This window comes from Stenotrophomonas sp. YJH_SMC_29 (assembly GCF_059371235.1).
In genome coordinates this window covers 49,888-64,115 of sequence record NZ_JCAFUK010000025.1, presented here as the reverse complement: position 1 = coordinate 64,115, position 14,228 = coordinate 49,888, and the positions used below count along the sequence as shown (strand labels likewise).

The 14,228-nt window shown below is 68.9% G+C and carries 15 protein-coding genes; 2 read left to right on the top strand and 13 right to left on the bottom strand.

Going from position 1 to position 14,228, the window contains the following annotated elements; all coding sequences use genetic code 11:
• Window positions 1-250 precede the first annotated feature (250 nt).
• The 13 genes from gspF to AC5P9I_RS20090 form a co-directional block, all read right to left on the bottom strand.
• Window positions 251-1,450 carry a type II secretion system inner membrane protein GspF gene (gspF, locus tag AC5P9I_RS20150; RefSeq protein WP_049466470.1) on the bottom strand — a complete coding sequence of 400 codons (1,200 nt, stop codon included), beginning with the start codon at window positions 1,448-1,450 and terminating at the stop codon, window positions 251-253.
• A gap of 7 nt (window positions 1,451-1,457) precedes the next feature.
• Window positions 1,458-2,891 (bottom strand): type II secretion system ATPase GspE, encoded by a 1,434-nt coding sequence (gspE, locus tag AC5P9I_RS20145; protein WP_080355538.1) that lies wholly within the window; start codon window positions 2,889-2,891, stop codon window positions 1,458-1,460.
• Complete coding sequence (gspD, locus tag AC5P9I_RS20140; RefSeq protein WP_049466472.1) at window positions 2,888-5,269, bottom strand: type II secretion system secretin GspD; 2,382 nt, start codon at window positions 5,267-5,269, stop codon at window positions 2,888-2,890. Before gspD ends, gspE begins: the two co-directional genes overlap by 4 nt.
• The gene (locus AC5P9I_RS20135) at window positions 5,266-5,793 is read right to left on the bottom strand and encodes a type II secretion system protein M (RefSeq protein ID WP_049466474.1); all 528 of its coding nucleotides are present in this window, start codon (window positions 5,791-5,793) and stop codon (window positions 5,266-5,268) included. The genes gspD and AC5P9I_RS20135 overlap by 4 nt, the downstream gene beginning before the upstream one ends.
• Entirely contained in the window at window positions 5,790-6,953 is a 1,164-nt protein-coding gene (gspL, locus tag AC5P9I_RS20130; protein ID WP_049466476.1) for a type II secretion system protein GspL, read from the bottom strand. The genes AC5P9I_RS20135 and gspL overlap by 4 nt, the downstream gene beginning before the upstream one ends.
• Entirely contained in the window at window positions 6,950-7,810 is an 861-nt protein-coding gene (gene gspK, locus AC5P9I_RS20125; protein ID WP_088475951.1) for a type II secretion system minor pseudopilin GspK, read from the bottom strand. Before gspK ends, gspL begins: the two co-directional genes overlap by 4 nt.
• 54 nt (window positions 7,811-7,864) lie before the next feature.
• Window positions 7,865-8,302, bottom strand: coding sequence for a type II secretion system major pseudopilin GspG (gene gspG, locus AC5P9I_RS20120; protein WP_049466480.1), 438 nt, complete (start codon window positions 8,300-8,302; stop codon window positions 7,865-7,867).
• A 57-nt stretch (window positions 8,303-8,359) separates the two neighbouring features.
• Window positions 8,360-8,944 (bottom strand): hypothetical protein, encoded by a 585-nt coding sequence (locus tag AC5P9I_RS20115; RefSeq protein WP_049466483.1) that lies wholly within the window; start codon window positions 8,942-8,944, stop codon window positions 8,360-8,362.
• Between the two features lie 120 nt (window positions 8,945-9,064).
• Window positions 9,065-9,616, bottom strand: coding sequence for a hypothetical protein (locus AC5P9I_RS20110; RefSeq protein ID WP_049466485.1), 552 nt, complete (start codon window positions 9,614-9,616; stop codon window positions 9,065-9,067).
• A 58-nt stretch (window positions 9,617-9,674) separates the two neighbouring features.
• A complete protein-coding gene (locus AC5P9I_RS20105) occupies window positions 9,675-10,655 on the bottom strand; it encodes a FecR family protein (RefSeq protein WP_049466486.1) in 981 nt (326 codons plus the stop codon).
• 69 nt (window positions 10,656-10,724) lie between these two features.
• Entirely contained in the window at window positions 10,725-11,255 is a 531-nt protein-coding gene (locus AC5P9I_RS20100; protein WP_049466488.1) for an RNA polymerase sigma factor, read from the bottom strand.
• Between the two features lie 16 nt (window positions 11,256-11,271).
• The gene (locus tag AC5P9I_RS20095; protein ID WP_049466490.1) at window positions 11,272-11,952 is read right to left on the bottom strand and encodes an STN domain-containing protein; all 681 of its coding nucleotides are present in this window, start codon (window positions 11,950-11,952) and stop codon (window positions 11,272-11,274) included.
• A gap of 637 nt (window positions 11,953-12,589) precedes the next feature.
• On the bottom strand, window positions 12,590-13,054 hold the full coding sequence (locus AC5P9I_RS20090) for an Lrp/AsnC family transcriptional regulator (RefSeq protein ID WP_049468528.1): 465 nt from the start codon (window positions 13,052-13,054) through the stop codon (window positions 12,590-12,592).
• Window positions 13,055-13,179: 125 nt separating this feature from the next.
• Here AC5P9I_RS20090 and AC5P9I_RS20085 point away from each other — a divergent pair, with 125 nt between their 5' ends.
• Both AC5P9I_RS20085 and AC5P9I_RS20080 read left to right on the top strand, forming a co-directional pair.
• Entirely contained in the window at window positions 13,180-13,911 is a 732-nt protein-coding gene (locus tag AC5P9I_RS20085; RefSeq protein ID WP_049468526.1) for an AzlC family ABC transporter permease, read from the top strand.
• Window positions 13,908-14,222: an AzlD family protein gene (locus AC5P9I_RS20080; RefSeq protein ID WP_049468524.1), complete on the top strand. Its 315-nt coding sequence runs from the start codon at window positions 13,908-13,910 to the stop codon at window positions 14,220-14,222. The genes AC5P9I_RS20085 and AC5P9I_RS20080 overlap by 4 nt, the downstream gene beginning before the upstream one ends.
• Window positions 14,223-14,228: the final 6 nt, after the last annotated feature.

Genomic DNA, 14,228 nt, shown 5'->3' with positions numbered 1-14,228 from the left:
TGGGATCGACCTGATGGGATCGACCTGATGGGATCGACCTGATGGGATCGACCTGATGGGATCGACCTGATGGGATCGACCTGATGGGATCGACCTGATGGGATCGACCTGATGGGATCGACCTGATGGGATCGACTGGGTAGAGTCGACTGTTAGTCGACTGCTTTTCACACGCAGAAACGGTCTGAATGCACTCGGTCGCCGCGCTGGTCGACTAACAGTCGACTCTACCCGTGATGCGCGTTGCGCATCACTGCACCAATTGATTCATTTCCATGATCGGCATCAGCACGGCCAGCACGATCGTCAGCACCACGCCGCCCATCACCAGGATCATGGTGGGTTCCAGCAACGCGGTCAGCGCCATCGCACGGCGCTCGATCTCGCGCGAGATCGTCTGCGCAGCGCGATCCAGCAGCGGCGCCAGCGAACCGGTCTTCTCGCCACTGGCCACCAGATGCACCAGGATCGGCGGATACACCTTCTGTACCTTCAACGCAGCACCCAGCGCAGCGCCTTCGCGTACGCGCGCGGACACGTCATCGGCACAACGCGCCAGCAACGCATTGCCCAGTGTCTGCCGGGCCGCTTCCAACGCGCGCAGCAGCGGCACGCCGGCATCCAGCAGGATGGCCAGCGTCGAGGCAAAGCGCGCACTGTTCACACCCAGCACGAAACGCCCGGCCATCGGCAGCCGCAGCAGCATCGCGTCCCAGCGCAGGCGCAATTCGGGCCGGCGCAACGCCAGCCGCCAGGCCACCACCAGCGCAGCGATGCCCAGCCCCACCCATACGCCCCAGCTGCGCACGAAGGCGCTGGCGGCCAGCATCACCTGGGTCAGCATCGGCAGCGTCTGCCGTGCCTGCACGAACGCGGTCACCACCTGCGGCACCACGTAGCTGAGCAGGAAGATCACGATCGCCACCGAGACCAGGCTGATCGCCGCCGGATAGATGAACGCGGTCAGCACCTTGGCCTGCAGTGCATTGCGTTCTTCAATGTAGTCGGCCAGGCGCTCCATGACCCGCGCCAGGTCGCCGGAGTCTTCGCCAGCGCCGACCAGCGCCCGATAGATCGGCGGAAAATCGCGCGGCCGCGCGGCCAGTGCCACGGTCAGGCGCTGGCCGGCCCGTACATCTGCACGGACGGCGGTAAGCGCCTGCGCGACGTGCGGGCGCTCGGCCTGCTCGATCACTGCACTCAGTGCCCCTTCCAGCGGCAGGCTGGCGGCCAGCAGGCTGGCCAGCTGGCGCGTGGCCCAGGCCAGCTCGCTGGCGGACAGCCGGCGAGCGCCCCAGCCACCACCGGCAGTGCGCGCCGCGCGGACCTGTACCGGCGTCAACCCGCGTCCACGCAGCAGATGACGTGCGCCGCGCGGGCTGTCGGCATCCAACTGGCCCTTCTCGATGCGGCCCTGCGCGTTGGCAGCCTGGTAGTCGAACAGTGCCATGCTGGCCTCAATCGTCGCCGGTGACGCGCAGGATCTCTTCCAGCGTGGTCACCCCGCTGTCGACCCAGCGTTGGCCGTCCTGCCGCAGGGTACGCATGCCCGCACGCCGTGCGGCCTCGCGCAGCGCGGGCTCGCCCTGTCCTTCATGGATCAATGCGCGCACCCGGTCGTCGACCACGAACAGCTCGTGGATGCCGGTACGCCCACGGTAGCCGCTGTTGGCGCAGGCCGCGCAGCCCACCGCGCGCCATACGGTGCGGCCCTCGCCATCCAGCTCGGCGCGCCGGCACTGCGTGCACAGCCGCCGCACCAACCGCTGCGCCAGCACGCCGCGCAGCGACGAGGCCAGCAGGAACGGCTCCACGCCCATGTCGGCGAGGCGGGTCACCGCCGAAATGGCATCGTTGGTGTGCAGCGAGGCCAGCACGCCATGGCCTGTCAATGACGACTGCACGGCGATCTGCGCGGTTTCCAGATCGCGGATCTCGCCGATCATGATGGTGTCCGGATCCTGGCGCAGGATCGCGCGCAGCGCGGTGCCGAAGCTCATGCCGATGCGCGTGTTGACCTGGATCTGGCCGATGCCGGCGAAGTCGTACTCCACCGGGTCTTCCACCGTCAGGATATTGCTGGTGCTGCTGTCGAGCTGGCCCAGCGCAGCGTACAGCGAGGTGGTCTTGCCGCTGCCGGTCGGCCCGGTGACCAGTACGATGCCATGCGGCTGCCGGATCAATCCGGTGAACGTGGCCAGGGTGTCATCGGCCATGCCCAGGCGCTGCAGCTGCAGGCGGCCGGCATCCTTTTCCAGCAATCGCAGCACGGCGCGTTCGCCATGCCCGGTTGGCACCGTTGAAACACGGATATCCAGCGGCCGCCCGCCCACGCGGATCGCAATGCGGCCGTCCTGCGGCAGGCGTTTCTCGGCGATGTCCAGGTGCGCCATGATCTTGATGCGTGATACCAGCGCCGCATGCAGGGCGCGCCGCGGCTGCACCATGTCGCGCAGCGTGCCGTCCACCCGGTAGCGCACCACCGAATGGGTCTCGAACGGCTCGATATGCAGGTCGCTGGCGCCATCGCGTGCAGCCTGTGCCAGCAGCGCGTTGATCATGCGTATCACCGGCGCATCGTCCTGTGCATCCAGCAGATCGGTGACCTCCGGCATGTCCTGCATCAGCCGGTCCAGATCGACTTCGCTTTCGGCGGCACCCACCACGGCAGCGGCATCGCCGCCGTCCCGGTACTGCTCGCCCAACCGCTGTTGCCAGGTGGTGGCCTCCAGTACCTGGAACGGCAGCGGTCCATGCCGGCGGCGCAGTTCGGCTACGGCCCACGGCGCGGTGTCGGCGGTGCCAAGCAGCACCGGCTCGCCGCCCGCCTCGGACAGCATCACCCCATGGCTGCGCACCCAGGCGTACGGCAGCGGCGCGGCGGCGCTCACGGCCCGATCACCAGTTCCGGCGTGTAGCCGAGCCCGCGCAGCTGCTGTAGTGCCGGGTCCAGCGTCGCCGGATCGCGCGGCAATCGCACGCGCAGGCGCTGGCCGTCCTCGCCCGGAGTCGCTTCAGCGTAGGCCTGCAGGCCCAGTGCCCGCACCTGCGCCACGCCCTGGCCGGCACGCGCCGGGTCCAGCCCCTGCGCGAACTGCACCAGCTGCGCATCGCCGTCGCCGGACGGATACAACGCCGCCAGGCTGGTGTTCTGCAACGGCTGGCCCCGGCCATCGCGCGCATTGCCCTGTCCAAGCACGGACAGGTCCTGCGGCGGCAGCTGCGGCGCCGACAGCGCCGGCAACGCCCAGCTCTGCACCGGCTGCGCACCGGCCTGCGCATTGCGCATGTAGTCGTAGCGGTCGCGGGTCAGGCGCTGGCCGGCGGCGGGGTCGCGCACCACATGCGGGCGCAGGAACACCATCAGGTTGGTCTTGCTGCGCTTGCGCGTATCACTGCGGAACAGTGCGCCCAGCACCGGAAGCTTGCCCAGGCCCGGCACCGCGTCGCGGCCGTGGCTGACATTGTCCTCCAGCAGCCCCCCCAGGACCATGATCTGGCCATCGTCCAGCAGCACGCTGGTATCCAGTGCACGCTTGTTGGTGATGATGCCAGCGGAGCTGTTGGCACTCTGCGCGTCGATGCTGCTGACTTCCTGGTAGATGTCCAGCTTCACCGTGCCGCCCTCGGAGATCTGCGGCCGTACCCGCAGCTTCAGGCCCACGTCCTCGCGCACGATGGTCTGGAACGGGTTGTTGCTGCCGCCGCCACCGTCGGTCACGTAGCGGCCGCTGACGAACGGCACGGTCTGGCCAACCATGATGCTGGCCGCTTCGTTGTCCAGCGTCATCAGGTTCGGCGTGGACAGGATGTTGGCCCCGCCCTTGCTCTGCAGCGCGTTGGCCAACGCTTTCATGTTGAGGATCTGGCCGACACCGGGCAGGTTGAGGGTACCGTCGATCACGCCGATCTTCAGGCCATCCCTGGGCAGCACGTCCAGCGTGGTGCGCGCGGTGCTGCTCAGCCCGCTGCCGCCGCTGGCGCCACCGAAGTGGGTGCCACCGAAGGTACGGCCATTGCCCAGCATCCATTGCACGCCCAGCTCGGCCGCATCGGTCTGGTTGACCTCCACGATCAGGCTTTCCACCAGCACCTGCGCACGGCGCTGGTCGAGCTGGTCGATCACCCGCCGCAGATTGCGGTACACCGGTTCCGGCGCAGAGATCAGCAGCGTGTTGGTGGCCACGTCCGCCTGTACCGAGATGCCGTTCTGGCTGAAGCCGGTGCTTCCCGCATCGATCGGGTCGCGGCGGCTCGGGTCGAGCCGCTGCGATTCCAGCGCATTGCCTCCGGTCTTGGCCTGCTGCGGTTGCGACGGCTGCGTGGGCGTGGAGCGGTTGGCCTCACCAGTCAGTGGTGTGATGCCTTCCGTGCTGCCCATTGCCGGTGCATCGCTCTGCCCGGCCACCACTCCACGCAGCACACCGGCCAGCTGGTTGGCCTGGGCGTTGCGCAGGTAGACCACATGCAGATTGCCGGACTCATCCTGGGCCCGGTCCAGCTTCTCCACCAGCTGCCGCGCCAGGCGGGTGCGACCGGGGCTGCTGGAACGCAGCAGCACGCTGTTGCTGCGCGGGTCGGCCATCACGACCACCTTCTGGCTGGGCTCGGCGCCCTGCGCATCGAGCAGCGGCGCGACCATCGCCGCGACATCAACGGCAATGCCCTGTTGCAGTTTCACCAAGTCGGTGTCCATGCCGGCCGGTGTATCGACGCTGGCGATCACCTGCGCGATGCGCTCCAGGTTGTCGGCGTAATCGGTGATCACCAGGGTGTTGTTGCCCGGATTGGCGGTGATCGGGTTGTCCGGGCTGATCATCGGCCGCAGCACCGCCACCAGCGCAGCCGCGTTCTCGTAGCGCAGCGCGAAGGTGCGGGTGGTCACCTCACCGCCGGCACCGCCCGTGCCGACACGTCCTCCCAGCAGCTTGGCATCGGCCTGCGGCACCACCCGGCTGACGCCGCCGTTCTCGACCACCGCGAAGCCCCGCATGCGCAGCGCGCCCAGCAGCAACTGGTAGGCCTGGGCACGGCTGACCGGGCCATCGGACACCACCGTCATCTTGCCGGACACCCGCGGATCGACCAGGAACTGGCGGCCGGTGAAGCGTGCCGCCATGCGCAGCACGCCACCGATATCCGTGTCCACCAGGTTCAACTGCACCGGCTCATCTTGGCTGTCCCGTGCCTGCACCGGTGCCGGCGCGTGCGCCATGCCCACGATCAGGGCCAATGCGGTAGTGCAGGCAAGGCTGCGCATCGCCCTCATGGATGGGCACCCGCAGTAGCCACCATCACGATGTGTCCGGAAATCCGTGCGGCCGGCATGTTCGCATCCCCCGTGCGTGTCAATTGCAGTTGCTGCAGCTCGATGGCCGGGTCGGCCAGCAGCGGCAGCAGCCAGTTCCATAGCGCATCGGCGGGCACCGCCCGCACCTGCAGGTGCCAGCGCCCGTCGCGCGCTTCGATATGCAGGCCGTCGGCCAGGCCGGCGGTCCTGATTGCATCGCGCAGCCCGGCCAGTGTCGGGTGCTGGCGCTGGGCCTGCTGCTGGCGTTCACGGGCGCGCAGCAGCGGCGCCAGTGCGCGGGACTGCGCCTGCAGCCGCGGCAGTTCAGCCTGCCAGTGTGTGCGCTGCTTCAGCAGGGGCTCCAGCCACAACGACCACAGGCCCGCCACCAGCAGCGCCACCACCATCACCCACAGCATCCGCCGGTCGCGCGGTGGCAGGCGCTGCCAGCGCTGCTGCAGGCCCGCCCATCCCTCACCACGGCGCAGCGTTCGGGTTGTCACTGCCCCGCTCCGCTCACCCGCAGGCGTCCATCGGCTTCGCGCGCCAGCTGCAGGCCCTGCGCCTGCACCGCGTGCTGCCAGTGCTCAAGCCGCTGTGGATCGTCGGCCAAGGCCCGGGCGTCGGTATCCAGCTCCATCTTCAGCTGCCCCGGCTGGTAGTGCAGGCTGCGCACCTGCCCGGCCAGCTCCGGAACGGCCTGCAGCGTGCCAGCCACCTGGCGCTGCAGCGGTGGCAATGGCGGCGCCGGCGGTGGCAGCGCAAGTACGCGCCTTGCCTGCACCACCGGGTCCACCACCGTGGTGATCTCCGGAAAGCGTGCGCTGAACTGCCGTGCCATGTCCTGCTGCAGCGCTTCACCCTCGCTTCGCCAACGCGCGACCTGCAACTGCAACCCCAGCGCGGCCAGCAGTACGGCTGCCAATGCCAGCCCGATGGCCAGTCGCGGCGACTGGCGGCGCGCGCCGGGCAGCGGCAATGACCACCCCGGCAAGGGCCCGCAGGCCTGCTGCGCAGGCGCGACCGCGCTGGCCGGCAGGTTGTCCGGCCACGCCGGCGGCACGCTGCCGATCCATTGCACGGCCTGCACCCCCGCCTGTCGCAGGCGCCCGGCCAGCGCCTGCATCACTGCACACGCGTCACGCCCGCCATGCCATTGGACGAAACCCCGATCGCGCCCGTTGCGCACCAGCAGGTGCGCGCCGCTGACCTGCAGCGTGGCCTGGCCGGGCTGCCAGGGCAGCAGCAGGGGCGTTGGATACAGTGCCTGCAGTTGAAGTGCGCACGAAGCCAGCAGCTGTTGAAGTTGCACGATCGCCTGCTGGCCGAGCCAGGCCACCGCAACCGTGCCATCCGCTGCCTGCGCACCGTGGGCCAGCGTGACCTCCTGCAGGTCATCCAGCAGCATCGCCTCCACCTCACCCTGCAGCGCCGACTGCAGGCGGCGTCCGGACAGCGGCGGCAGCTGCAGTTCCAGCAGGATCAGGTCGTTCGGATCAAGGCAGGCATGCACCGTGGCCTGCGGATGCCGCAGGCCCAGCGCCGCCAGCGTGCCGCTGCCGTGGGCCAGCACCGTGCCCTTGTGCAGCTGCACCCAGTCCACAATGCTGTCGGCGCGCAGCCCCGCCAGCGCCGGCAGGCGCACCCGAAGCCGCGCGGTCATGCGCCGATCCTCGTCCACACCCGTTGTACACGCGCCCCGTCGTCGCGGTACTCGCGCCAGAGCAGCGCGCGGAAATCCACCGCGCTGCCGTCCGCCTGCACCTGGCCGACGGCCAGGAACCACTCGCTATGGATCCCCAGGGGGAGCACGGCCATCTGTTCGTTGCTCAGTTGCAGCCGGTTGGCGATGTCGCCGCGATTGAGCAGCCAATGGCCAGCGTCGCGCTCGCCGAGCAGCACCTGCAGTCGTGCCGGTTCCACCGCCGGCGTCACCGCCTGCAGAATGCTCAGGTCGCTGGTGTTGGCATTGACCAGGGTCTGCGACGGCAACACCACGGTGCGCCGTGCCAGCGCCTGCAGCGCTACCGGATCGGCACCCGGCAGCGCCTGTTCGATCAGTGACTCGCGCGGCAGCGGTGCCTGCGCCTGCATGTCGCCATCGCGCAGGCGCACCTGGATGTGGTCCGCGGCGGATGCGCATGCGCCTTGGCCCAGCCCTTGCCCGGCACACAACGCGATGAACGCGCGCCGCGCCTCGGGGTCCGGCCTGCCATGCGCAAGGAGATTGCGCAGGTTGAACATCGACTGTGCATCGACCAGCTGCAGCTGCACCGGCAACGGCGCCTGCAGCGCCAATGGGCGCGCCCAGCGCCCGCTGCGCACCGTGGTCAGCTGTTCCTTTACATCCTCACGCAGCTGCTGCGCCGCACGCTCCAGCGTGGCGTCGACCGCCATGCGTACCTGTGCGCGCAACTGCTCGGCACGCAGCGCCCGCAGCTGCGCCGACTGCCGGGTCAGCAGCGCGGTGGCGATCACCGCGGCCAGTGCCACCACCAGCAGGGCGACGATCACGGCCATGCCGCGCTGGCGTGTGCACGACGGTGAGTACATCAGCTGTGCCATGGTCGCGCCTCACAGCTGCCAGGAGCCGATGTCCGCATTTCCGGCTTCACCGCCGGGCTTGCTGTCCGCACCCAGCGAGAACACATCGACGTCACCATGGCTGCCGGGAACCTGGTACTGGTACGGATGGCCCCACGGGTCATTCGGCAACCGGTCCAGGTACGGTGTCACCGGCAGCGCGCCGCTGCCCTGCGGTGGCTTCACCAGCGCCTGCAGGCCCTGTTCGGCACTGGGATACCGGCCGTTGTCCAGCTTGAACAGCTTCAGCGCCTGCATCAACGCCGCAATGTCCTGGCGCGCCGCGACCACCCGTGCCTGGTCCGGCCGGTCCATCAACCGCGGCACGATCAGTGCGGCGAGAATGCCGATGATCACCACCACCACCATGATCTCGATCAGGCTGAAGCCCTGCTGCCGAGCCCTGCGACCACGAACCTGCGTTGCCATTGTTCCGCCCTCGTCATCCTGGAAGAGACCGCTGCACCATGGTCAGCGGTGCATGTGTCAGTACGATAAACATCCACCGCCGATTCGCTGCGCGTGCACCTGCGCGGGCAGAATGCGTGCAGACGGTACACAGGCCGCCTCGAGCAGCTGCGGCGGCATCCTGGCCAGCAGGTCATCCAGGCAATCGCACAGCACTGGATGTGCGCACGCCTGCAGCAGGCGCGCGCACTGCATCGGTGACCACGCCGTTCCGTGGTCGAGGCCGATGAAGGCCCGGTAGGCCTGGTGATAGCGCAGATCGTCGTAGACGCGCTGGGTACTGTTCAGATCGCGCACGACCACCAGCAGGGCCGCACGTTGCAGCAGCCGCGCATCCCCCGCGTCGAGCGGCAATACATGCATGGCCGCTTCGGGCCACGGCCGTAGCACTGGATCGAGCGCGCCTCGCAGTGGCACCAGCGGATGTGCACTGCCGTCCAGTGCCGCCCAGCGCGCTGCGTCCGCCCAGGCATCACTGGAGAGCAGCCAGACCCAGGAGTGGCCGTAACGTTGCACGTTCACCGGTGCATGCCGCGCCTGCTCCAGTGACCGGCTCAGGTGGCGATCCAGCTCCAGCATGCTGATCCTGCGGCTGTCTGCCATCTGCGTCGCCCGTGCTCCGCGACGCATGGTGCGTCGTACTCTGGAGAAGACGTCAGCGAGGCAGGTGAAGCGACAGCGCAATTGCAGCGCTGTACGCTGCGTGGTGTTTCATCGGCAGCGTCATCGCAGCGTCATCCGCCTGCAGGCTTCGCGCTGCATCCGCGGTGCCTCACCGCCACAACGGCGCGCCAGTACCGCCACGTCGCTGCGCGCAGCGAAGGCAACCAGGGCATCGGTCATGTCCACGTCATCGCACCACGACGCCATCGCACTGCGCACGGCCGGCAGCTGCCAGCCATCCATCACCCCGTCGCCGCCCGCCACGAACCAGTGCCACAGCCGATGGTGCAGCACCTGCTCATGCAGCTGTGCAACGCCGTCGAGGCCATGCATGTCCATCAGCAGCAGTGCGCGTGCCAGCGCCGCCGGCGGCAGTGCCCCGGCTTCAGCCAGGGGCAGCAGCTGCTGCTGCAGCCGCAGGAGCATCGCCAGCGGATGCGACTGCGGATCGAACTCCAGCAGCACCCTTTGTTGCTGCCACTGCGCATCGGACACCACGCACACCCATGGCGAGCCGTAGCGGTGCACCATCAGGGGGCGTCGTTGGGTGGTCTCCAGCAGCGCCGACAGATTGCGACGCAGATCCAGCACACCGATGGTCTCGTTGCGCACCCCAGGCTTCTCCTTGCTTGCAACGGCCCTGCGCGGCGCGCACGGCCCGCGTCTTCATCTATCCAAGGACGGCGATGCCACCGGGAAAGCGACGCAGATCCAGCGACAGGGTCAGGCGCAGCTGCTCCAGCGCCGCGTCCGGATCATCGATGCGGAAGCGTCCGCTCACCGGCGCGCGCGCCAACGCCGACTCACCCAGCAGCACCTTGCCGCGGCGATAGCGGTTGATCTCGTCCACCACCTCGCGCAGCGGTGCGCGGCGGAACACCAGCATGCCCTCGGTCCAGGCACTCACCTCGGCAGCGACGGCCTCGGCCACCACGCCACTGAGGCGCTCGTCGTAGCGGGTCTGCTGCCCCGCCTGCAATTGCAGGCGGCCCTGCGGGTGCTCGATGCGGGCGCTGCCCCGCAGGCAGGTCACCTGCACCCGGCCATGGGTGTTGCGCACGTCCAGGCGCACCGCGCCTTCATCAGCAATCACGCAGCCCGGGCCGGCGAACAGTGCCAGGCGCAGGCCGGCCCCGGTTTCGATCGCGGCCTGGCCCTGCACCAGCTCGAAACCCTCGCCCTGCGCGTCCACGCGTCGGCGCATGCTGCTCTGCGTATCCAGTTCGATCTTCAGCTGCGGCGAAGGCGCGATCTGCAGCCGCTCACCGGTGCCGGTATGGAAATCGGCCGTCATCGCCGTCACCGGGGGCCACAGCCCCAACGGCGGACGGATCGCCGCCACCACTGCCAGGCTGGCGGGGGCGGCAATCGCCGCGCCCAGGAAGGCACGCCGGCTCCAGCGCTGGGTCGGCGTCGGCGCGAGCGGTTGGCGTGCAGCGGCAGGCAGCTGCTCGCCGGCCAGGCGTACCTGCTCCCATTGCCGGCGCGCACGGCCGAATGCTTCGCGATGACGGGGATCAGCCTCGCACCACGCGCGGAAGCTGCGCCCGTCGGCCGCAGTGGCCTCGCCCGAGGTCAGCCGCACCACCCACGCGTGCGCCTGGCGCTCGACGGCATCCAGCGGGCGTTGCGGGCGATCGTCAGGATCCATGGGGGCTCATGCCGGACCCGCACGCTGCGGGGTTCTGCTCGGCGTCAAAGTGTAGACGGATGCCGCCGTTCAGAACCGCACCTGGCGCCCCTGCCCGCTGCGTTCGGCCAGGTAGTCCTGGGCCGCCTTCAGCTCACGCTGCACCAGCCGCAGCGACACCCCCAGGTGGTCGGCGACGTCGCGCTGCTGCAGGCCGTCGACGCGGATCGCCAGCAGGATGCGGCGGCGACGCTCGGGCATGCGCTGCAGCAGGCCGACCATGTCCTCCAGCGCGAAGTCCAGTTCGGCCGCCTGCGCCGGGCCCGGTGCCGGGTCGGCCATGTCCATCAGTGTTTCCACTTCTTCCAGGCTGAGCAGACGGTGGTCGGCACGTTGGCGGTCGATCACGGTATTCATCGCCATGCGCAGCAGATAGGCCGCGGGGTTCTGCACCGCGTCCAGGCGGTCGCGACGCGCGCTCAGGCGCATCCAGGTGTCCTGCAGCGCATCGCCGGCCAGCTCCTCCGAGCCCAGCTTGCGCGCCAGCCGGCGCTTCAGCTCGTCGTAGGCACCCACCAGGTGGTCCATCAGGTCAACTGCCCCAGCCGTACCGTTGCTCATGTTCGAATCCTTGAAGTCATGGAAGGGGCGAGCGACCGCCACAATCGTGGCCGGTGCCGGAAGGACGGATCTGCAGCGTCACCGGTTGGGGCAGCGCGGCGGCCCCGGTCGCCAGCTGCAGGCCCTGCATCGCCTGCAGCAGGCGTGCATCGCGGCGATCACTGCCACTGCCGGACAGCAGCGCGGGCTCGCGCACGTGGCCTTCGCGATCAATGCGGAAGCGCAGCGTGGCAGCGTAGCGGCCGGGCGCGATCTCCGGGTCGTCACAGAACGCCGCACGCAGGCGCTGCTGCAGGCCACCGTAGCGACGCCGACGCTCGGCCTCAGGGAGTTCAGCACCAACGTCGGGGCCGGTCGCCAAGGGCGTGCCCCGGCGCAGCACCACACGCTGCTCGCCGATCACCTCGGCCTCGATACCGGAGTCCTGCAGCAGCGCCCGCAGTGCCGGCAGTGGCGGCAGGTTGGCGTGCAGCGGATAGCTGCTGCGCCCGGCGGCAAGGTCGCCCGGGTACATCACCGACCACCCGCTGATGACGCTGAAGCGCTCGACCGCCTGTTCCAGCGGCTGCGCCGGGATGTCGTAGGCATGAACAGCGTCCTGCGCCGCAGCGGCAGAGGACAGCAGCAGCCATGCGGCGATCGCCACCTTCCAAGTTCTGACCGCATGGTGTCCATTCAGCCCCCTGACGTAGAACACGTGACCCTCGGCAGCGACAGCAGCTGCAGTGGACGCACGGCGCGGCCGGAAACCCGGCCCGCGCGCGACCCGCAAGCGGGCTCAAACCGTACCGGGGCCACATGTCATTGCGATGACCGCCGCCCACGGCCGGGCGTCGAGGCAGGCTCCGTGAAGCCGATCACCCATCAGGAATCAATGACTCGAGCAGACATGATCATCTGCCCCTGGGGGTCAGAGCCCGTTGCGAAGCAACGGGATCCGACCCCGTGCCGGCCCAAACGTGTCGACCAAGGTCGACACCCACCAAGAGCAGCTCATGCCGTTCCGGCAGATCGCGGGAAACTGTCGAAGGCGGGGTGGGTCTGGTTGCAGGGGTGTCCGCGGCATGGATGCCGCGGCCAAGCCCCCATGGAAGGGTTTACGGCGTCCCCTGCAACCGGACCCACCCCGCCATCCCGCGGAATGCACGCTGTTGCTTCGGCTGTTGCTTCGGCTGTTGCTTCGGCTGTTGCTTCGGCTGTTGCTTCGGCTGTTGCTTCGGCGGTTGCTTCGGCTGTTGCTTCGGCGGTTGCTTCGGCTGTTGCTCCTGGGGTTGCCGGCCAGCGGCCGGCACTACCTGCGGGTGCCGGGTGCAACCCGGCCGCACCACCATCCCTCACAGCGGCAGCTGGGTCGTCTGCTTGATCCGCTGCATCGGAATCTCGGTCTTGGTGTTCTGCACGCCGGCAATCCGGTTCAGGTGCTGCATCTGGAACTGACGGTAGGCATCAAGATCGGCCACCGCCACCCGCAGCAGGAAATCGCAGTCACCCGCCATCAGATGGCATTCCAGCACTTCCGGGAACGACTTGATGCTGTTGATGAAGTGGTTGGTGGTGTCCTCGTCCTGCCCGCGCAGCCACACCCGCACGAACACCGTGAAGCCACGGCCCACCTTGGCCGCGTTCAACAGCGCCACGTAGCGGTCGATGTAACCGCCCTCCTCCAGCAGCCGCACCCGGCGCAGGCACGCCGACGGTGACAGCCCGACCCGTCGCGCCAGCTCCAGGTTCTGCAGGCGGCCATCGCACTGCAGGGCGTCGAGGATGCGTCGATCAAGGCTGTCGAGCTGGTACTGCATGCAATTCCACCTTGGTGGCGCATGGCCGCAGGAAATTTCAATCATCCCGAATTAAGTGGCATCAACGCAACCCGATTTCGTGATTGGCCCGTTAGCATGGAGCACCCCACCCCGTTGTGCCCTCCATGGACGCCCGTACTTCCCTGCCCCTGCCCGATACCTGCGACACCGCGCCGCGCGCCGAATTCCTGCGCGGCCTGCGTGCCGCCGTGCCGGTGATGATCGGCTTCATCCCGTTCGCCCTGGTGCTCGGCGCCCAGGCGGCCCAGAAGGGCCTGAGCGCACTGGAAGTGCCGCTGATGACCGGGCTCAACTTCGCTGGCGGCTCGGAGTTCGCCGCCGTCGAACTGTGGACCTCGCCGCCGCACATCGCGTTGATCGTGGCAATCACCGCGCTGGTCAACAGCCGCCACCTGCTGATGGGCGCCAGCCTGGCCCCGTTGCTGCAGCACCTGCCGCGCCGCCGGGTCCTGCCGGCCCTGTTCTTCATGTGCGATGAAAGCTGGGCGATGGGTGTGGCCGATGCGCGCCGCCGTGCCCTTGGATTCAGCCTGGCCTATTACCTGGGCGTCTCGGCGGGCCTCTACACCGTCTGGGTCGCCTGCACCGCGCTGGGCGCGATCGTCGGCCCGCTGCTGGGCGACATCCATGCCTATGGTTTCGACATGGCCTTCCCTGCCGTGTTCCTGGTGCTGCTGCGCGGCATGTGGCAGGGCATGAAAGCGGCGCGGCCGTGGCTGGTCAGCCTGGTGGTGGCCGCAGCCACCTACCTGCTGATCCCGGGTGCATGGTACGTGGCCAGCGGCGCGCTCGCGGGCCTGGCGGCGGCCTGGCTGCTGGCGGAGGATGCGGCATGATGTTCAACGGGCTGATCCACTGGACCACGGTGCTGACCATCGTGCTGATGGCCGCCGCCACCTACCTGACCCGCATCGTCGGCTTCCTCGCGCTGCGCAACCGCACGTTGAGCAAGCGCGCGGTGACGGTGATGGAAGCCGCGCCGGGCTGCGTGCTGATCTCGGTGATCGCCCCGGACTTCGTCGCCGACCAACCCGCCGACCTGGCCGCGCTGGCGATCACCCTGCTGGCCGCCACCCGGCTGTCGATGCTGCCGACGGTGCTGATCGGCGTCGCCTCGGCCGGCCTGCTGCGCTACCTGATGGGCTGACTGCGT